Annotated in this window: 16 protein-coding genes; 5 read left to right on the top strand and 11 right to left on the bottom strand. The window is 73.6% G+C overall.

Annotated features, from left to right (window positions below):
• Positions 1 to 11 precede the first annotated feature (11 nt).
• From AC07FT_RS30495 to AC07FT_RS30475, 5 genes are all read right to left on the bottom strand, one after another.
• On the bottom strand, positions 12 to 1097 hold the full coding sequence (locus AC07FT_RS30495; protein ID WP_479179188.1) for a hypothetical protein: 1086 nt from the start codon (positions 1095 to 1097) through the stop codon (positions 12 to 14).
• The gene (locus AC07FT_RS30490) at positions 1094 to 2056 is read right to left on the bottom strand and encodes a COG1470 family protein (RefSeq protein ID WP_479179187.1); all 963 of its coding nucleotides are present in this window, start codon (positions 2054 to 2056) and stop codon (positions 1094 to 1096) included. Before AC07FT_RS30490 ends, AC07FT_RS30495 begins: the two co-directional genes overlap by 4 nt.
• A 48-nt stretch (positions 2057 to 2104) precedes the next feature.
• Positions 2105 to 2779, bottom strand: coding sequence for an LPXTG cell wall anchor domain-containing protein (locus tag AC07FT_RS30485; protein WP_479179186.1), 675 nt, complete (start codon positions 2777 to 2779; stop codon positions 2105 to 2107).
• A gap of 316 nt (positions 2780 to 3095) precedes the next feature.
• Complete coding sequence (locus AC07FT_RS30480; protein WP_479179184.1) at positions 3096 to 3605, bottom strand: ATP-binding protein; 510 nt, start codon at positions 3603 to 3605, stop codon at positions 3096 to 3098.
• A gap of 182 nt (positions 3606 to 3787) precedes the next feature.
• A complete protein-coding gene (locus AC07FT_RS30475; RefSeq protein ID WP_362447729.1) occupies positions 3788 to 4156 on the bottom strand; it encodes an STAS domain-containing protein in 369 nt (122 codons plus the stop codon).
• A gap of 260 nt (positions 4157 to 4416) precedes the next feature.
• On the opposite strand from AC07FT_RS30475, the gene AC07FT_RS30470 reads away from it, so the two are divergent.
• Entirely contained in the window at positions 4417 to 5358 is a 942-nt protein-coding gene (locus tag AC07FT_RS30470; RefSeq protein ID WP_479179182.1) for an RNA polymerase sigma factor SigF, read from the top strand.
• Positions 5359 to 5467: 109 nt separating this feature from the next.
• On the opposite strand, the gene hutI is transcribed toward AC07FT_RS30470, so the two are convergent.
• Genes hutI through hutU form a run of 4 tightly spaced genes read right to left on the bottom strand, consistent with a single transcriptional unit; the run spans position 5468 to position 10976 of the window.
• Positions 5468 to 6664 (bottom strand): imidazolonepropionase, encoded by a 1197-nt coding sequence (gene hutI, locus AC07FT_RS30465; protein WP_479179181.1) that lies wholly within the window; start codon positions 6662 to 6664, stop codon positions 5468 to 5470.
• Between the two features lie 45 nt (positions 6665 to 6709).
• A complete protein-coding gene (locus AC07FT_RS30460) occupies positions 6710 to 8092 on the bottom strand; it encodes a formimidoylglutamate deiminase (RefSeq protein ID WP_479179226.1) in 1383 nt (460 codons plus the stop codon).
• Entirely contained in the window at positions 8089 to 9276 is a 1188-nt protein-coding gene (locus tag AC07FT_RS30455) for an allantoate amidohydrolase (protein WP_479179225.1), read from the bottom strand. Before AC07FT_RS30455 ends, AC07FT_RS30460 begins: the two co-directional genes overlap by 4 nt.
• Before the next feature lie 35 nt (positions 9277 to 9311).
• Positions 9312 to 10976: a urocanate hydratase gene (hutU, locus tag AC07FT_RS30450; protein WP_479179179.1), complete on the bottom strand. Its 1665-nt coding sequence runs from the start codon at positions 10974 to 10976 to the stop codon at positions 9312 to 9314.
• Between the two features lie 252 nt (positions 10977 to 11228).
• On the opposite strand from hutU, the gene AC07FT_RS30445 reads away from it, so the two are divergent.
• A complete protein-coding gene (locus AC07FT_RS30445; RefSeq protein ID WP_479179178.1) occupies positions 11229 to 12281 on the top strand; it encodes a zinc-binding dehydrogenase in 1053 nt (350 codons plus the stop codon).
• A 52-nt stretch (positions 12282 to 12333) separates the two neighbouring features.
• The gene (locus tag AC07FT_RS30440) at positions 12334 to 13719 is read left to right on the top strand and encodes a type III PLP-dependent enzyme domain-containing protein (RefSeq protein WP_479179176.1); all 1386 of its coding nucleotides are present in this window, start codon (positions 12334 to 12336) and stop codon (positions 13717 to 13719) included.
• A 156-nt stretch (positions 13720 to 13875) separates the two neighbouring features.
• Here the strand turns inward: AC07FT_RS30440 and AC07FT_RS30435 are convergent, their stop codons facing one another.
• Entirely contained in the window at positions 13876 to 14766 is an 891-nt protein-coding gene (locus tag AC07FT_RS30435; RefSeq protein ID WP_479179174.1) for a MurR/RpiR family transcriptional regulator, read from the bottom strand.
• A gap of 286 nt (positions 14767 to 15052) precedes the next feature.
• On the opposite strand from AC07FT_RS30435, the gene AC07FT_RS30430 reads away from it, so the two are divergent.
• Positions 15053 to 16480, top strand: coding sequence for a purine-cytosine permease family protein (locus tag AC07FT_RS30430; protein WP_479179173.1), 1428 nt, complete (start codon positions 15053 to 15055; stop codon positions 16478 to 16480).
• A gap of 29 nt (positions 16481 to 16509) precedes the next feature.
• Here AC07FT_RS30430 and AC07FT_RS30425 read toward each other — a convergent pair whose 3' ends face one another.
• On the bottom strand, positions 16510 to 17898 hold the full coding sequence (locus AC07FT_RS30425) for an acyl-CoA synthetase (protein ID WP_479179172.1): 1389 nt from the start codon (positions 17896 to 17898) through the stop codon (positions 16510 to 16512).
• Positions 17899 to 18195: 297 nt separating this feature from the next.
• On the opposite strand from AC07FT_RS30425, the gene AC07FT_RS30420 reads away from it, so the two are divergent.
• On the top strand, positions 18196 to 18687 hold the full coding sequence (locus AC07FT_RS30420) for a hypothetical protein (protein WP_479179170.1): 492 nt from the start codon (positions 18196 to 18198) through the stop codon (positions 18685 to 18687).
• Positions 18688 to 18831 lie beyond the last annotated feature (144 nt).

Genomic DNA, 18831 nt, shown 5'->3' with positions numbered 1-18831 from the left:
TCGTTGCGTACTCACGTCGATCCTTTCGGGGTCGGTCGGTCGTTCTCGGACGGTGCGGAAGGGTGGTGCGTCTGCGACCCCGGGAGGGTGTCCGGGGTGAACCAGGGCAGGGCCGGGGCCCGTGCGTCAGGGGCGGGGGCGACGGGGCCGGTCCGGGCACGGCCGCGGCCGCGGCGGCGGATACGGGAACGGCGGGCGCGGGCGTGCGCGGCGGATGCCGCCGGACGCGGCGGGCGCATCCGGTCCACGACGGCCATGCCGATCCGGAAGACCGCCGCCGGGATCACCACGCCCAGCAGGACCCAGAAGAGCGTGACACCCCACGGCCGTCCGACCGTCCACGGCTGTTCGACCAGCAGCTTGCGGCCGTACTCCAGCGAGACGACGTAGTCGCCATGGGCCCCGGCCGACAGTTCCACCTCCAGCTCGACCCGGGCCTTCTTGCCCGGCTGGATGGTCCCCCGCCACTGCCGCTCCTCCCACGAGGGCGCGAAGACACCGTGCGAGGCGCCCACCCGGAAGACCGGATCGCGGGCCGGGGTGGAGCCGAGGTTGGCGACGGTGACCACCAGCGTGCGGCGCGGGGGAGCGCCGAACCACGTCAGCAGCCCGCTCGAACCGTCGAGCCGGGCCGAGAGCGCGCTGAGCCGCTCACCGCCGGTGCGCTTGTGGGGCAGCGGTTTCACCGGGTGTCCGGCGACGCGGAACGCCACATCGGCGGAGGCGGCGTCACCGGTCACGGTCGCGGCGTGGACGACGCAGGGGCAGGGCTCGGGCGGATCGGCGACCGGCAGCTTCCGGCGGAAGGTGCCGTCCGCTCCGGTGGTGACCGCCCTGCCGTCGGAGTTGGCGCAGGAGTTGGTGCCGCCGATCATGTTCTGACCGCAGATGAGCAGGGTCAGCAGGGCTTTCGGCCGCCAGCCGCGGCCGGTCACGGTGATCGAACCGCCGGTGCCCGCCTCGCGCGGGGAGACCGCGACGGTGGGCCCGTCGGAGGCCGCGGCGGCGGGGCCGGTGAACGGTACGGCGAGGGCGCCCAGGAGCAGGGCGAGGACCACCAGGGCGACGACGGCCGGGGGCGTGTGGTGACGTGTCATCCGTCGGCCCCCGCCCCGGCCGCTCCCGCTGCCGCTCCTGCGACGGCCGCCTCCGCCTCCGGTGCGGCCGCTTCCGTGTCCCGGGCGCGGCGGCGCCGTCGTACCAGCCGGCCGCCCGCGCCGGTGCCCGCGCCCAGGGCCCCGAGCGCCGCCGTGAGGAGCAGCCACGGCGGTACGGCGGTGTAGGTGGTGGACGCGGCGTCATGCGCTCCCCCGGCCGCGGTGACCGTCAGCCGCACCGCCACCCGGTCGGCGGCGGGCGCGTCGGGCCACCGCTCGGTGAGCCGCACCCGGCGGCCGGGGGCCAGTTCGAGCGGCAGGGTGCGGGCGTCGCGCCGCAGCACGGCGCCGAAGAGGCCGTCGGCCCGGACCGCGAGCCGAGGGGTGAGCGCGGTGGTGCCGCGGTTGACGAGGGCGTAGCGGATGGCCGCCCCGTCGCCGTGCCGCTCCACGCGCACGTCCTCGACGGAGAGCGAGGTCATCGTGGGGCCGTTGACCCGCAGATGGGTGCGGACGGCGATCTCGCGCCCGTCCCCGGAGACCCGGACCGCTCCGGTGCGCTCACCGGGTGCCGCGTCGGCGGGGACGGTGACGGTGAGCGGGACGTCGGCGCGGGTGCGGGGCGGCACCGTCACCCGGTGCTCGGCGAGCGTGACGCGGACGCCGCCGGTGCCGCGCAGCCGCACGGTACGGGGCCGGGCGCCCTCGTTGGTGACGGCGAGCGTGTCGCGGAGGACGGCGCCGGGGCCGCCCTCCAGATAGAAGTACGCCCGGTCACCCGCGCCCGGGGCGCGTCCGCCGCCGGGCGCGGGCGCCGCCGACCAGCCGTGTCCCCCGGGCACGGCGGGGGCCGCGGTGGCCACCGCCGTGGGGAAGACCGCGAGGGCCAGCAGGGGGGCGGTCAGCAGCGCGGCGGCGCGGACGCGGAGGTGGACGACGGTGTGGGTACGCGACGGCATCGGCGGCTCCTCGGTTGCTCGTCCTCATGCGGCCCGGCCGGAGCTGCGCTAGGCCGCCCGGCCGCGGCGCCGGGAGAGCCAGAGGGCTCCGGCCACTCCGCTGAGCAGCACGGTTCCGCCGAGGGTGCCGAGCGCGAGGGCGGAGTCGGCGGGTCCGGTCTGCGGCAGCTGGGAGCCGCCGCCTGATCCGGAGCCGCCCGCGCCCTTGACGTCCAGGGACAGCGAGGGCTTGGGACCGTTGCCGGGGGTACAGGTGGTGGTCGTGCCCAGGGCCTTGATGGTGAGGGTGGAGGCGGTGAAGGTGACCTTGCCGCTCTTCTTCGGTGTGTAGGTGCCCGTCAGGTCACGGATCTTGATGGGGGTGTTGGCGGGGATCGCCTTGTCGTTGGCGGGTCCCGAGACCGCGACCGTGCCGGTCTCCGCTCCGCCCAGCTTGATCAGGGCGCTGGGGTGCATCGCGCCCTTGCCGAGTTCGACCGGGCTGGAGGAGACGCCCTTCTCGAAGGACATGGTGAGCTGGTAGCCGCCGCCGCTCCGCACGCTCTTGATGTCGATGGGCGACACCGCGCTCTTGTCGCCGATCGGCGTCTTGCACTTGTAGTCGACATCGACGGTGGTGGCGTGGGCGGCCGGGGCGCCGAGGAAGACCGCGGAACCGGCCACGGCCGCGGCGAGCGTGAGGGCGCCGCCACGGCCGACCGTACGGCGTTGGGGGTGGGACACCACGAGATCCCCTCTCGTCGGGCGCCGCAACAGCAGAACTGACGGCACATCAGATCGGGCGCCGACAGTACGCCGGGGACCTTGGAGAGGGAAGACAAAGAACGCGCCGGATCGGCGCGAAGAGGGAGAAGACCGGGTGAAGCGGAAGACGCGGACGCGGCGGCCTGCGCAACGGACGGTGGAGTCGCGGCGCGGGCGGGCGCACGGGGTGACCGCGGAGGCGGCGGGCCGCGACGGCGGCGGGGGTGGCCGCGGCGGATCAGCCGGACCCGAGGGCGCAGAGCGCGCGGGGGGATACGGGCCGGGGCCGTGCTCTTCAGGCCGGAGCGGCGAGCTCCGCCCAGACCGTCTTGCCGGAGCCCTCCACGTTCCGCACCACGCCCCAGTCGAGGCACAGCCGCTGCACGATGAACATGCCGTGGCCGCCGGGGCGCCCCGCGCGGTGCGGGGTGCGCGGCGCGGGCGTACCGGTGCCGAGGTCGACCACTTCGAGGCGGAGCACCTTGGCGTTGCAGCTGACGCGCAGCTCCTCCGGGCCGTCGGCGTGCAGACAGGCGTTGGTGACCAGTTCGGAGACGACGAGCAGTACATCCTCCGCGGCCGCCCGCTGGTCCGCGGTCGCGGCCGGCAGCCAGCCCCAGTCACGCAGCGCCTCACGCGTGAAGTCACGGGCACGCGGGACCGCTCCACTGGCTCCGATCAGATGGAGCCTGCGGACCTGGCGGATCCGCCCGGCGGCCGGAGTGCCCGGTGGGATGGCCGAAGCGGCGGGACCATCCGGGTCCGGGCCGCGGTCGCCCGGCGGGTACGGCCGGGTGGTGCTCATCAGCGCTTCACCTCACCGATTCACCGATTCAGGGACAAGGGTTACCTGATCTCTTCAACAGTTTCAGCCTGTCTCCTGCCCGGCCAAAGCGTGAGAACACCCACTTCTTCGACACCGCTGATGTGACGCGGGCAACGCATGACGGCGTACGCGGGACACACCGGAGTCAGGAGTGACGTAGATCACTCGACTAGCGCGGCGTCCAGCGAGTCATGCAGCGTGAAGACGGCTTCCGCTCCGGTGATCTCGAATACGCGCGCAACGATGGGCTGCATCCCGGCCAGGTGGACTCCGCCACCCTCGGCCTCGGCCTTGAGGCGGGCGCCCAGGAGGACGTTCAGCCCGGTCGAATCGCAGAACTCCAGCTTGGAGCAGTCCACGACCAGCCGGGCGCGTCCACCTTCGACGCACCTCTCCAGCGGCTCGCGCAGCACGTCGGCGGTGTGGTGATCCAACTCACCTGCCGGTGTGACGACCGCACTCGCTCCGTGGTGCCGAACCTCGACCTGGAGCCGGCCCTTGCTGGCGCTGCCGACCATCCCGCGGTCCATGTGCGCACCTCTTCTGGCGTCTCGTTGCTTTCGATTGCGCGCATCGAACCCTACGCCTTCTACCCGGTCCTCCGGTACCCGAACATTTCGCATACTTCGGCAAATTCAACAAATATGGACAACGTGGACTTGCCACACGATGGCCAATACGGGTAGGCGTAGTAGTGACCCGCTCGAACACGACCGGCTTTGGAGGCGCCGCTCCCCGAGCAGCACGTCATGGCACCGGCAGCCATATGCCGAGAACGACGGAGGAGACTATGTCACCCCAGCTCGACGAATCGCGTACCGATCCTTCCTGGAGTACCGGCGCCTCGTCGGCCACCGTACCCGCGCAGTTCACCCCTGACACGGACGCCCAGGCCCTCACCGGAACCGCGTTCGACGAACTGCCGGAACTGTCCGATCTGCCGGAGATCCCCCCGTATGAAACGGTTGGTCCGGTAGATGCGAGGGCTCTCTCCAAGACCCTCTTCGAACGCCTCGAGATGCTGGACGAAGGCACCCACGAGTACGCGTACGTCCGCAACACGCTCGTCGAGCTGAACCTGGCACTGGTCAAGTTCGCCGCCTCGCGCTTCCGCTCCCGCAGCGAGCCGATGGAGGACATCGTGCAGGTCGGCACCATCGGACTGATCAAGGCGATCGACCGCTTCGAGCCCGGACGCGGTGTCGAGTTCCCCACCTTCGCGATGCCGACCATCGTCGGCGAGATCAAGCGCTTCTTCCGGGACACCAGTTGGTCCGTGCGCGTTCCCAGGCGGCTCCAGGAGCTGCGGCTGGACCTGGCCAAGGCCGGTGACGAGCTGGCGCAGTCGCTCGACCGCGCCCCCACCGTGGACGAGTTGGCCAAGCGCCTGGACATCAGCACCGCCGAGGTCGTCGAGGGCATGGCCGCGAGCAACGCGTACACCGCCAGCTCGCTGGACGCCCAGCCCGAGGAGGACGACACCGAGGGCACCCTGGCGGACCGGATCGGCTACGAGGACCACGGTCTCGAGGGCATCGAGTACGTGGAGTCCCTGAAGCCGCTGATCGCCGAACTGCCCCCGCGCGACCGGAAGATCCTGTCGCTGCGCTTCGTGGCCAATATGACGCAATCGGAGATCGGTGAGGAGCTGGGTATCTCCCAGATGCACGTCTCCCGGCTGCTGTCGCGCACCCTCCGTCGGCTCCGCAAGGGACTGATGATCGAGGAGTAGACGCCGCCGCAGACGGATAAGGACCCGCCCCCGCTCAGCCGGGACGGGTCCTTATTCGCGTCGGCGTCCGGGCCGGCGCCGCCTCGGCCACGCCGGCCCGGAGGGGCCGTCAGACGAGGGTTCCGCCGCGCCAGACGGCCGACACCAGCGGGACCCCGGGCCGGTAGGCGAGGTGGACGTGGGACGGGGCGTCCAGCAGCGCCAGATCGGCGCGGGCGCCCGGGGTGATACGGCCGACATCGGTACGGCGCAGGGCGCGCGCTCCGCCCTCGGTGGCCGCCCAGACCGCCTCGTCCGGGGTCATCCCCATGTCGCGCACGGCCAGCGCGACGCAGAACGGCATGGAACTGGTGAAGGACGAGCCCGGGTTGCAGTCCGGGGAGAGCGCCACGGTGACGCCCGCGTCCAGCAGCCGCCGCGCGTCCGGGTACGGCGAGCGGGTGGAGAACTCGCAGCCCGGCAGCAGGGTGGCCACGGTCTCGCTGCGCGCCAGCGCGTCCACGTCCTCGTCCGTCAGATAGGTGCAGTGGTCCGCGGAGGCGGCGCCCAGCTCCACGGCGAGCTGCACCCCGGGGCCGTACGAGAGCTGGTTGGCGTGCACCCGCGGGATCAGCCCGTGCCGCTGTCCGGCGGTGAGCACCGCCCGCGCCTGGTCGCCGTCGAACGCGCCCTTCTCGCAGAACACGTCCACCCAGCGGGCGTACGGTGCGCACATCTCCAGCATCGGGCCGGTCACCAGGTCCACGTACGCGGCCGGGTCGTCGGCGAACTCGGGGGCGACGACATGCGCCCCCAGGAACGTCACCTCGTCGGTGTGGGCGGCGGCGATGGACAGGGCGCGCGCCTCGTCCTCCGACGTCAGCCCGTAGCCGGACTTGATCTCCAGGGTGGTGGTGCCCTGGCGCAGGGCCTCCATCACATAGCGGGCGACATTGGCGTTGAGCTCGTTGTTGGAGGCCGCCCGGGTGGCGGCCACCGTGGTGCGGATCCCGCCCGCGCTGTACCGCCGCCCGGACATCCGCGCGTTGAACTCCTCGGTCCGGTCGCCCGCGAAGACCACATGGGAGTGGGAGTCCACGAAACCGGGGACGGCGGCGCGTCCGGCCGCGTCGACCCGGTTGTCGGTGGCGGGTACGTCGCGGGTGGCGCCGACCCAGGCGATCCGGTCGCCGTCGATGACGACGGCCGCGTCCCGGATCAGACCGAGCGGGCCCTCGCCGAGGGCGGGGTCGTTGGTGACGAGGCCGGCGATATGGGTGATGGCGGTCGTCGCGGGCGTGGCGGCCGCGTCCGTCGCGGTGGTCATCGTGAGGGTGCTCCTTCATGGGCCGCCCGGGCGGCCCGTCGTCGCTCAGCCGTGCAGGGCCGCGATGGACGCGGCCAGCGCCTCGGGCACACGCGGGACGAGCTGATGGGCGCCGTCCCGTACGACATGGCGGCCGCCGACCACGGTGTGCCGGACATCGGCACCGGTCGCCGCGAACACGGCCGTCTCGGCGCCCAGCCGGGACGGCGGTCCCGCGGTGCGCACCGAGTCCAGCGCGATCGTGGTGAGGTCGGCCAGCGCCCCCACCTCGATCCGGCCCGCGTCATCGCCCCAGCCCAGCGCCGCATGGCCGTCGGCCGTCGCGGCGCGCAGCAGCTGGGGCGCGGTCCAGTGGCCCCGGGCGCGGGTGTGCAGCCGCTCGTCCAGCTCCATGGCGCGGGCCTCTTCGAGGATGTCGATCACGGCGTGGCTGTCGCTGCCGAGCGACAGCGGTGAACCCGCGCGCTGGAGTTCGGCGGCCGGGCCGATGCCGTCGGCGAGGTCCCGTTCGGTGGTCGGGCACATGCACACCCCGGTGGCCGAGTGGCCCAGCAGCCGGATGTCGCCCGGGGTGAGGTGGGTGGCGTGCACCGCGGTGGTGCGCGGCCCCAGCACCCCGTGGTCGGCGAGCAGCCGGGCCGGGGTGAAGCCGTGGGCCTCCACACAGGCGTCGTTCTCGGCGGTCTGCTCGGAGAGGTGGACATGGAGCGGGGCGAACCGCTCCTCCGCCCAGCCCGAGACGGTGGCCAGCTGGTCGACGGGGACGGCCCGCACCGAGTGGATGGCCGCGCCGATCCGGGCGGTGCCGTTGCCCTTGAGCGCGGAGACCCGCTCGGCCCAGGCGTCGGCGCTGCCGTCGGAGAAACGCAGCTGGTGCTGGTCCGGTTCGGCGCCGAACCCGGAGGAGAGGTAGCAGGTGTCGAGGAGGGTGATGCGGATCCCGGCCTCGCCCGCCGCCGCGATCAGGGCCTGCCCCATCGCGTTGGGGTCGCCGTAGCGGGTGCCGCCGGGGGCGTGGTGCAGATAGTGGAACTCACCCACGCAGGTGATGCCCGCCATGGCCATCTCGGCGTAGACCGCGCGCGCGAGTTCGAAGTAGCTCTCCGGGGTGAGCCGGTCGGCGACCTCGTACATCACCTTGCGCCAGGTCCAGAAGGAGTCCGGCGCGCCCTGTCCGTGCCGGTCCGCGGCCGCCGCCCCGCTCCCGGCCTGCACATAGCCGCGCAGCGCCCGGTGGAAGGCATGGCTGTGCGCGTTGGCCAGGCCGGGGACGGTGAGGCCGCGCAGGGTGACCGAGCCCGCGGGCGGGGCCGGGCAGCCGGGCCGCACCGCGGTGATCCTCCCGTCCGTCGCGGCCACGATCACCACGTCCGGCCGGACGCTTCCGCCCAGCCAGGCGTACTCCGCCCAGTAGGTCTGCGCCGTCAGTGACACGCCAACCCCTCCAGTACCTGCGCGAGCGCGGCCACACCGGCGAGGCAGTCATCCTCGCCCGCCGTCTCCGCGGGTGAGTGCGAGACGCCGGTGGGGTTCCTTACAAACAGCATGGCGGTCGGAACCGACGCGGACAAAATGCCCGCGTCGTGTCCGGCGCCCGTGGGCAGTACCGGAACCCCTCCGAGCAGGCCGGACAGCCGGTCCCGCAGATCATGGGCGAATTCCACGACCGGGGTGAAGGACTCCCGGGTGACCCGTACCTCCACCCCGTCGCGCTGTCCGCGCTCCACGGCGGCCCGCTCGACCTCCTCGACGACGGCGGCGAGGGTCTTCTCGTCCGCCGCCCGTGAGTCCAGCCAGCCGCGTACCAGCGAGGCGATCGCGTTGACCCCGTTGGGCTCCACGCTGACCTTGCCGAACGTGGCCAGGGCGCCGGCCAGCCGGGCCTTCTTGCGGGCGGCGAGCACGGTGTTGGCGTAGGTGAGCATCGGGTCGCGGCGGTCCTCGAGCCGGGTGGTCCCGGCGTGGTTGGCCTCGCCGTGGAAGTCGAACCGCCAGCGGCCGTGCGGCCAGATCGCGGAGGCGACGCCCACCGGGTCTCCTGTGTCCGCCAGGGCCCGGCCCTGCTCGACGTGGAGCTCGACGAAGGCGCCGATCCCGGCCAGCCGGCCGGGGTCCGGGCCGATGGCGTCCGGGTCGTATCCGGCGCGCTCCATGGCCTGCGGCAGCGAGATCCCGTCGGCGTCACGCAGGGTGTGCGCCTGGTCCACACCGAGCTGTCCGGCGGTGAGCCGGGAGCCGGCACAGGCCAGCCCGAAGCGGGCGCCCTCCTCGTCGCCGAAGTTCACGATCGCGAGCGGTCTGGCGGGCTTCGCGCCGCGGGCGCGGAGCTCGTCGAGCGCGGCGAAGGAGGACACCACACCCAGCGGGCCGTCGAAGGCGCCGCCGTCGGGCACGGAGTCCAGGTGGGAGCCGGTGACGACCGCGTCCCCGGCGGCGGGGTCGCCGAGCCAGGCCCACTGGTTGCCGTTGCGGTCCACCTCGTAGGTCAGACCGCGGGTCTCCGCCTGGGCCCGGAACCAGGCGCGGCAGTCGGTGTCCGCGCCGGTCCAGGCGTAGCGGCGGTAGCCCTTGGTGGTGGCGTCGCGGCCGATGGGCGCGAGGTCGCGCCACATCTCCAGGAAGGACGGGGGCTGTTGGGCGGGTGCGGTCACGCCGTCCCTTCCTCACGCATCGGGACGTGCACCTCGCGCTCCGCCGCCACCTCGTCGGCGCGGTCGTAGCCCGCGTCGACATGGCGGATCACGCCCATGCCCGGGTCGTTGGTGAGCACCCGGCGGATCTTCTCGCCCGCCAGCGCGGTGCCGTCGGCCACGGTGACCTGTCCCGCGTGGATGGAGCGGCCCATGCCGACGCCGCCGCCGTGGTGGAGGGAGACCCAGGAGGCGCCCGAGGCGACGTTGACCATGGCGTTGAGCAGCGGCCAGTCGGCGATGGCGTCCGAGCCGTCGAGCATGGCCTCGGTCTCGCGGTACGGGGAGGCCACCGAACCGCAGTCCAGGTGGTCACGGCCGATGGCCAGCGGGGCGGCGAGGGTGCCGTCGGCCACCATCTCGTTGAACCGCTCGCCCGCCTTGTCGCGCTCGCCGTAGCCGAGCCAGCAGATACGGGCGGGCAGCCCCTGGAAGTGCACCCGTTCCCCCGCCAGCTTGATCCAGCGGGCCAGCGACTCGTTCTCCGGGAACAGCTCCAGGATCGCCTTGTCGGTGGCGGCGATGTCCTTGGGGTCTCCGGAGAGCGCGGCCCAGCGGAACGGGCCCTTGCCCTCGCAGAACAGCGGACGGATGTAGGCCGGGACGAAGCCGGGGAAGGCGAAGGCCCGCTCGAAGCCCGCCAGCCTGGCCTCGCCGCGGATGGAGTTGCCGTAGTCGAAGACCTCGGCACCGGCGTCCATGAAGCCGACCATGGCCTCGACATGCCGGGCCATGGACTCCCGCGCCCGCTGGGTGAAGTCCGCGGGCTTCTCGGCGGCGTACGAGGCCATCTCGTCGAAGTCCACGCCGACCGGCAGATAGGCCAGCGGGTCGTGGGCGCTGGTCTGGTCGGTGACGATGTCGATCGGAGCGTTCATCGCGAGGAGCTGGGGGACCAGTTCGGCCGCGTTCCCCAGGACGCCGATCGACAGCGGGCGGCGGGCGTCGCGCGCCTCGGTCGCCAGCTGGAGGGCGTGGTCCAGGCTGTCCGCCCGGACGTCCAGGTAGCGGTGCTCGATCCGGCGCTCGATGGCGCGCGGGTCGCAGTCGATGCAGATCGCCACCCCGTCGTTCATGGTGACGGCGAGCGGCTGGGCGCCGCCCATCCCGCCGAGACCGGCGGTGAGGGTGATGGTCCCGGCCAGGGTGCCGCCGAACTTCTTCGCGGCCACCGCGGCGAAGGTCTCGTAGGTGCCCTGGAGGATGCCCTGGGTGCCGATGTAGATCCACGAGCCCGCGGTCATCTGGCCGTACATGGTCAGGCCCAGCGCCTCCAGGCGGCGGAACTCCTCCCAGTTGGCCCAGTCACCGACCAGGTTGGAGTTGGCGATCAGCACCCGCGGCGCCCACTCGTGCGTCTGCATCACACCGACCGGACGGCCCGACTGGACGAGCATCGTCTCGTCCTGCTTGAGCGTGCGGAGGGTGCGCACCATGGCGTCGAAGGAGCGCCAGTCGCGGGCCGCCTTGCCGGTGCCGCCGTAGACGACCAGCTTGTCGGGGTGCTCGGCCACCTCCGGGTCGAGGTTGTTCTGGAGCATCCGGAGGGCGGCTTCCTGCTGCCACCCCCGGGCACTGAGCTCCGTACCGCGCGGTGCCCGTACGGGTCGCGGACCTGACATGGGCCGTGCCTCCCTGACGTCGACTGGATCGAGATATTCACATCTTGGCTTCAGTGAATAGAGCTAGTCAATAGCGCCGCGTCCGGGCCTCCGCGCGCACCCGGGTGGTTCACCGCGCCGTCCGCCCCGGACGCGCGGTGGCCTCACGGCCCCGGGCCGCGCCAGGACATAGCGTCACGGCGTCGCCGCCCGCGCCGGGGCTTCCCGTCCCGAACCCCGCCGGGGCCACGGACCACCGCCGAGGAGCCCCCCGTGCCGCAGCCCGCCGCCGCCCCGGTCCCACCGCCCCTCAGCCACCGCGAGGTGCGGCTCACCGCCCGGCCGTCCGACGGAACGCTCACCGCCGGCCACTTCGACGTGGTCACCGTTCCACTGCCCGCCCCCGGCCCCGGCCGGCTGCTGGTGCGCAACCGCCTGATGAGCGTCACCGCCGCGATGCGTCCGCTGCCCCGGGGTGGTCCGGGCGCCCTCGGACTGCCGGGGCCGCTGCCGTCGGCCGAGCCCGGCGCGGTACCGCACGGCCCCGCGGTCGGCGAGGTGATCAGCGCGCCGGACGGCACCGGCCCCGCCACCGGCACCCTGGTACGGCACTCCCTCGGCTGGCGCGAGTACGCGGTCGTGGACGCCGCCGGGGCCCTGCCGATCGACGGCGACGGGCTGCCCGACCCCGCCGCCCAGCTCTCCCAGGGCTTCCCCGCCTGGCTGGGGGTGGTGCGCGGGGCGGGCGTACGCCCCGGCGACACCGTCTTCGTCACCGGGGCAGCGGGCGGGGTGGGCTCCCTGGCCGGGCAGTTCGCCCGGCTGCACGGCGCGGCCCGGGTCATCGGTTCCACCGGCTCCCCGGCCAAGGCCGGGCGGCTGGTCCGGGAGCTGGGGTACGACGCGGTGGTGCTGCGCGGCGGCGGGCCGATCGAGGAACAGCTCCGGGCGGCGGCACCCGACGGGATCGATGTGCTCGTCGACACCGTCGGCGGGGAACAGTTCCAGGCGGCGCTCGCGCTGGCCCGGCGCGGGGCCCGGTTCGCGATCCTCGGCGCGCTGTCCGCCCAGCTGTCCGGTGACCCGGCCGCCCGCACCGGGATCAGCACGCTGTCCCTGGTCACCCGGGGGGTCACCCTGCGCGGCATCAGCGGCCACGACCACCAGGACGCCCGGCCCGACTACACCCGCGCCTTCGGCCGGGCGCTGCGCGAGGGCACGGTGGTCTATCCGCACACCCGGCTGACGGGGATCGGCCAGGCACCGCGCGCGCTGGTCGAACTGCTCGGGGGACGGCACCTGGGGGCGGTCCTGGTGGAGCTGTGACCGCGCGGGCGCACCACTGGCCAGGCCACCGGGCGGGTGATTGGCTGAAGTCATGACGTCGAACACGCTCGCGGGGGACGGGCCCGAGCGGCGGGCCGCCCGGCGCGAGACCGCCGTACGGGCCGCCGTGGAGCAGGGGCTGCTGGGCCCCGGGGAGCCGGTCGTCGGACTGCTGGACGTGACCGCGATCCGCGCCGCCGCGGCGGCGCTGCGGACCGCCTTCGACGAGGTCACCGCCCCCGGCACCGCCGTCCTGCACGCCTTCGCGGTGAAGGCCGCCGCACTCGTGCCGGTGCTGCGGCTGCTGGCCGACGAGGGGCTGGGCTGTGAGGTGGCCAGCCCCGGTGAGCTGGCGCTGGCCCGCGCCGCGGGCGTGCCCCCGGAACGGATCGTGCTGGACTCCCCGGCCAAGACCACCGCCGAGCTGCGCGAGGCACTGGCCGCGCGGATCGCCGTCAACGCCGACAACCCCGAGGAGCTGGACCGGCTCGACGCGCTGATCACGCCGCGGGGCGACACCACGCCCGCGAACCCGCACGGCCCGGTCGGGCTGCGGGTCAATCCGCAGGTGGGCGGGGGCAGCATCGACGCGCTCAGCACGGCCACCGCGACCTCCAAGTTCGGGATCGCGCTCCAGGACCCGGGGGTGCGCGAGCGTGTCGTCCGCGCGGTCGCGGAGCGGCCGTGGCTGACCCGGCTGCACGCGCACACCGGCTCCCAGGGCATCCCGCTGGAGCTGATGACCGCGGGCGTCCGGGCCGTGTACGAACTGGCCGAGGAGATCAACGCGACGGTCGGCCACCGGCAGATCGACACCCTGGACATCGGCGGCGGACTGCCGGTGAACTTCGGCTCCGACGAGTTCACCCCCGGCTACCGGGACTACGCCCAGCTGCTGCTGACCACCGTTCCCGGGCTCTTCGACGGCCGGTACGGACTGGTCACCGAGTTCGGGCGGTCGCTGCTCGCCAAGTCCGGCACGGTGCTGGCCCGGGTCGAGTACGCGAAGTCCGCGGGAGGGCGGGCGATCGCGGTCACCCACGCGGGCGCCCAGCTCGCCACCCGCACGGTCTTCGCCCCCGAGTCCTGGCCCCTGCGGATCACCGCCTACGACGCGGCGGGCCGCCCCAAGCCGACGACACCCGGCGGTCTGGTCGCCCAGGACATCGCGGGGCCGTGCTGCTTCGCGGGCGACCTGGTGGCCCGTGACCGCCCGCTGCCCCACCTCGCCGCGGGCGACCTGGTGGGCCTGCTGGACACCGGCGCGTACTACTTCTCCAACCACTTCGCCTACAACAGCCTGCCGCGCCCCGGCGTCTACGGCTTCACCGTGGACGGCGACGAGGTGCGGTTCGCGACCGTGCGCCCGCCCCAGACGGTCGAGGAGATCGTCACGGAGAGCGGCGGCGAGCACGCCGGGAGCCTGCTGGAGGTCTGACGACCCGCGCCGGACGGCTCACGCATACGGCCGCCTCCGGCCGGTGTCCCGCGGCGCGCGGCGACGGTGGGGTGGCGCGGGCGACTGCCGGTGTTCGCCGTCCGGCGGCGGTCGCCGGGCCGTTCGCGCGGCGGAACGCGGCCACCGGGGCGGCGGTCAGTCCACGAACAGCCCGCGGGCCGCCGCCTTGCTGTCGAACTCCTCCAGCCGGGCCTGGGCGTCCGGGAGGCCGTCGCACATCGCTTCCAGCAGCACCCGGCCCAGCAGCATCGGGGCGCAGGCGGTGTCGAAGGCCAGCCCGGTGCCGACGGCGGCGGGCAGCAGCAGATCGCTGTGGCGGGCGACCGGGGCGAAGGCGCTGTCCGCCACGGTGACCACGGTGAGCCCGGCCCCGCGGGCGTACTCCAGGGCCTCGACGACCTCGCGCGGATGGCGCGGCAGCGCGAAGCAGAGCAGGGCGGTCGCGCCCGCGCGCTGGGCGGCGTCGATGCGGTCGGGGAGCATCGTGCCGCCCTCGTCGAGCAGCCGGACGTCCGGGTGGACCTTGCGCGCGAAGTAGGCGAAGCCGCCCGCCTGGGCGGAGGCGGCGCGCAGCCCGAGGACCGGGAGCGGCCGGGACCCGGCGAGCAGCCGGCCGGCGCGTTCGACCGGCGCGGGGTCGGCCAGCAGGGCGGCGAGGTGGCGCAGATTGTCGATCTCGGACTGCACCGCCTGCTGGTACTCGTTGTACGCACCCTCCTCCGCCGGCGGTTCGGCGGGCGCGACCTCGCGCAGGTGCTTGCGCAGCGCGGGGTAGCCGTCGAAGCCGAGCGCGACCGCGAAGCGGGTCACCGACGGCTGGCTGACGCCCGCCAGTTCGGCGAGTTCGACGCTGGAGAGGAACGGGGCGTCCGCCGCCCGCCGCACCATGCAGTGGGCGATCCGGCGCTGGGTCGGGGTGAGCCGGTGGCCCTCGAAGAGCGCCTGGAGCCGGGCGGCGCCGCCCCCGGCGTCGGTCCCGCCGTCGGTCCCGGCGGCGTCCGGCGCCGCCCCGTTGTCGGTCCTCATCGCGTCCGTCCTCCTGGCCTCGCACTGTCCGGCATATGAGACATCCTCCCGGCCGCTCCGGCCCGAACGCGCCCTACGCCCACGGCGGCCCGGCGTTCCGTCCCATATTGCGAACAGAAGATACCGCCGATCAACGCAGACCTCTTGACTCCTATTCACTCGCGCATGACTGTGCATGACTATATGCAGACAGGGCAAGGGGAAGCGAATGTTCCGCTTCACGTGCCGCGTCGGCCCGTGTGCCCCCTCCCCTGCCCCCGCGAAGAACCAGCCGCAGGAGCACCGTATGCCTGACTCCCTGGTCGAAAGACGCTCCATCGACGTCGTTCCCGACGCGGAGCGCCACGGCACCGCCTTCAGCCAGTTCACGCTGTGGGTCGGCGCCAACCTCCAGATCACCGCCGTGGTCACCGGCGCGCTCGCCGTCGTCTTCGGCTCGAACGCCTTCTGGGCCGTCCTCGCCCTGCTGCTGGGCAATGTCCTGGGCGGTGCGGTGATGGCCCTGCACTCGGCCCAGGGGCCACGGCTCGGCCTGCCCCAGATGATCTCCTCCCGGGCGCAGTTCGGGGTGCGCGGGGCGATCGTCCCGCTGCTGCTGGTGATCGTGATGTATGTGGGGTTCTTCGCCAGCGGCAGTGTGCTGGCGGGGCAGGCGGTCGGTGAGCTGACCCATCTCGGCGAGACCACCGGCATCGTGCTCTTCGCGCTGGTCACCGCGGTGACCGCGACCATCGGCTACCGCCTGATCCACACCCTCGGCCGGATCGCCGGAGTGGTGTGCGCGCTGGCCTTCGTCTACCTCGGCATCCGGCTGCTGGACCGTGCCGACCTCGCCACCCTGCTGCACGACCGGACCTTCGACATCCCGCTCTTCCTCCTCGCGATGTCGCTCTCCGCCTCCTGGCAGCTCGCGTTCGGCCCGTACGTCGCGGACTACTCCCGCTACCTGCCCCGTTCCACCTCCCCCCGGGCCACGTTCTCCTGGACGCTGGCGGGGACCGTCCTCGGCTCCCAGTGGTCCATGACCTTCGGCGCCCTGGCCGCCGCCGCGGCCGGGGACGCGTTCATCGGCAACGAGGTCTCCTACGTGGTCGGCCTCGGCGGCGGCACGGCCGTGATCACCTCGCTGCTCTACTTCGTCATCGCCCTCGGCAAGCTCACGGTGAACGTCCTCAACACCTACGGCGGCTTCATGTCGATGGTGACCAGCGTCAGCGGCTTCCGGGGCCGCACCACGCTCTCCCCGCGCGGCCGCGCCGCCTACATCGGCACGATCATGGTGGCCGGTACGGCGGTCGCCCTGCTGGGCAAGGACAGCTTCCTGTCGTCCTTCAAGGACTTCCTGCTGTTCCTGCTGACCTTCTTCACCCCGTGGAGCGCGATCAACCTGGTCGACTACTACGCGATCGCCAAGGAGCGCTACGACATCCCCGCGCTCAGCGACCCGGACGGCCGCTACGGCGCCTGGCGCTGGCGGGCCCTGATCACCTACGCGGTGGGGGTCCTGGCCCAACTCCCCTTCCTCGCGACCCACTTCTACACCGGTCCGCTCGTGGAAACGCTGGGCGGCTCGGACATCTCCTGGATCGTCGGCCTGGTCGTCCCCGCCGCCCTGTACTGGCTGCTGGCCCGGGGCGACTCCGACCGGGTCCCGGACCGGATGATCCTCGCCCCGCACCAGACCGGGCCCCGCCCGTCCTCCCCCGTCGGCTAGGCCCCGGGGGCCCCGGGGCCCCCGGGCGCTCAGACCGGGGGCAGCAGCTTCTTCTGCGGTTTGCCCATGGCGTTGCGCGGCAGGGCGTCCAGGAAGCGCACCACCCGGGGGCGCTTGTGGACGGAGAGCTCGGTGGCGACGAAATCGATCAGGTCCCGTTCGGTGACGCCGTCGGCGACGACATAGGCGACGATCTGCTGGCCGAGGTCGTCGTGGGGAGCGCCGACGACGGCCGCCTCCTGGACGGCGGGGTGGTCCAGCAGGACGTTCTCGATCTCGCCCGCGCCGATCCGGTAACCACCGGACTTGATCATGTCGGTGGAGGCACGGCCGACGATCCGGTGGAAGCCGTCCGCCTCGACGGTGGCGATGTCCCCGGTGCGGAACCAGCCGTCCTCGGTGTACGAACCGGAGGTGGCCTCGGGGCGGCCCAGATAGCCGTCGAAGAGGGTGGGCCCGGTGAGCTGGAGCTCGCCGATCGCGGCGCCCTCCTCGGCGGCGATCCGGGTGCGGATCCCGGGCAGCGGGACGCCGACCGAGCCCGGCCGCCGCTCACCGTCGGCGCGGGTGCTGATGGTGATCAGGGTTTCGGTCATGCCGTAGCGCTCGACCGGGCGCTGTCCGGTCAGCCGCTCCAGCTCGCGGAAGACCGGTGCCGGGAGCGGGGCGCTGCCGGAGACCAGCAGCCGGGCCCCGGACAGGGCACGGGCCGCGTCCGGGTCCCGGACGACACGGTTCCAGACGGTGGGCACGCCGAAGTAGAGGCTGCCCCCGGCCGCCGCGTACGCCGTCGGCGTCGGCTTCCCGGTGTGCACCAGACGGCTGCCGGTCCGCAGCGCGCCCAGCACGCCCAGCACCAGACCGTGCACATGGAACAGCGGCAGTCCGTGGACGAGGGTGTCCTCGGCGGTCCAGGCCCAGGCACCGGCGAGCGCGTCCAGATCGGCGGCGACGGCGCGGCGGGAGATCACCACACCCTTGGGCGCGCCGGTGGTCCCGGAGGTGTAGAGGACGAACGCGGCCGACTCCGGCTCCGGTTCGGCCTTGGTCCACTCCGCGCGTTCGGCCGGGTCCACCCGCACGGTCTCCAGCGGTACCTCCGCGACCTCCGCCCCGGCCCCCGCGAGGAGCAGCGCAGCGCCGGAGTCCCGCAGGATGTGGGCGCGCTCGGCCGGGCCGGAGTCCGGCGGTACGGGCACCGCGGGGACGCCGGCGAGCAGTGCGCCCACCACCGCGACCACCGTCTCCGGGGTCGCGGACGCGTGCACCGCGACGGCCGGCGCCCCGGCGACACGGGCGGCGACCGCGCCCGCGGCGCCGAGCAGTTCCTCGCGCGAGAGGCGGTGGCCGCCGACGGTGACCGCGTCGGGGCGGTCCCCGCCGGGTGCGGCGAGGGACGTCAGCAGGGGGGTGGTCACGGATGGGACTCCTTCCACGGCGGGCCGGGGCTCCGGTCGGTCGTGTCGTTCGGATCTTCGTGGATCAGGCCGCGGCGTCGGATGCAGGGGGCACCTCCCAGCGTTAGCTGGGGGAGCATCGCAAGGCGGAGCCTGACCCGCGTACTGGGCGTACTCGGGTCCGGCGACAACGCAGCGAGGTGCCGTAGCCGGCGTCGCGGACCCGCGAAGATCCAAACGACACGACCGTCGCCCCCTCCCCGGTCCGGGGGCTAGCCCTACCGACACAGCCTCCCCGGGACCGTACCGTCGTCAAGCATGGACCCCCGTGACCCCGGACCGAAACATGACCCCGGACTGAAGAAGGAACTCGACGCGACGCTCCGGACCCGCAAGGAGCTGGGCGCGGAGTACGAGTCGGAGCTGGTCGACTCCTTCATGGAGAAGGTCGAGCAGCGGCTCGGCGACGCCGCCGACCGGCACCAGCGGCGGCAGATGGCCGAGCGGCAGATGGCGGCCGCGCGGGGGCCCCGCCCGTTCGGCGCCGACGGCCGGACCACCGCCGCCGGTATGGGCGCGGAGGGCTTCGGCGAACGGTTCGCCTTCGTCGGCGTCTCCCTGGTGCTGGCCATCCCGCTGTCGGCGATCGGCGCGGCCAACGAGGGACTGCCCGGGCTGCTGGTCACCTGGACCGGGATCGTCGGGGTCAACGCGGTGCACGCGGCCGGCCTCTTCGCCCGGCTGCGCCGCGGCGGACGCGGCAGGGACGGGGACGACGGGCGCGGCGACGGCGGGGGCGAGGGGACATGACCCCGCGCTGAGCGATGGATGACCGCGGGGACCGCCGCACCCCGGTGCCGCACACCGAGGGCGGGACGACGGCGGTCCCCGCGGGGACGCGGGCCGGGTCAGGCCGGCCGCCGCGCCCGGGCGACCGTGGAGTCCGGGAGCCGC

Source organism: Streptomyces sp. NPDC045899 (assembly GCF_056431485.1).
Note: the sequence above shows the minus strand (reverse complement) of the source record. Positions and strands in the feature narration are given on the sequence as shown.

Coding starts and splice junctions, on each gene's coding strand:
- AC07FT_RS30420 (WP_479179170.1), top strand. CDS start 18,196: ATGGACCCCCGTGACCCCGGACCGAAACATGACCCCGGACTGAAGAAG.
- hutI (WP_479179181.1), bottom strand. CDS start 6,664: ATGACCACCGCGACGGACGCGGCCGCCACGCCCGCGACGACCGCCATC.
- AC07FT_RS30430 (WP_479179173.1), top strand. CDS start 15,053: ATGCCTGACTCCCTGGTCGAAAGACGCTCCATCGACGTCGTTCCCGAC.
- AC07FT_RS30435 (WP_479179174.1), bottom strand. CDS start 14,766: ATGAGGACCGACAACGGGGCGGCGCCGGACGCCGCCGGGACCGACGGC.
- hutU (WP_479179179.1), bottom strand. CDS start 10,976: ATGTCAGGTCCGCGACCCGTACGGGCACCGCGCGGTACGGAGCTCAGT.
- AC07FT_RS30480 (WP_479179184.1), bottom strand. CDS start 3,605: ATGAGCACCACCCGGCCGTACCCGCCGGGCGACCGCGGCCCGGACCCG.
- AC07FT_RS30470 (WP_479179182.1), top strand. CDS start 4,417: ATGTCACCCCAGCTCGACGAATCGCGTACCGATCCTTCCTGGAGTACC.
- AC07FT_RS30495 (WP_479179188.1), bottom strand. CDS start 1,097: ATGACACGTCACCACACGCCCCCGGCCGTCGTCGCCCTGGTGGTCCTC.
- AC07FT_RS30455 (WP_479179225.1), bottom strand. CDS start 9,276: ATGTGGCGCGACCTCGCGCCCATCGGCCGCGACGCCACCACCAAGGGC.
- AC07FT_RS30440 (WP_479179176.1), top strand. CDS start 12,334: ATGACGTCGAACACGCTCGCGGGGGACGGGCCCGAGCGGCGGGCCGCC.
- AC07FT_RS30475 (WP_362447729.1), bottom strand. CDS start 4,156: ATGGACCGCGGGATGGTCGGCAGCGCCAGCAAGGGCCGGCTCCAGGTC.
- AC07FT_RS30490 (WP_479179187.1), bottom strand. CDS start 2,056: ATGCCGTCGCGTACCCACACCGTCGTCCACCTCCGCGTCCGCGCCGCC.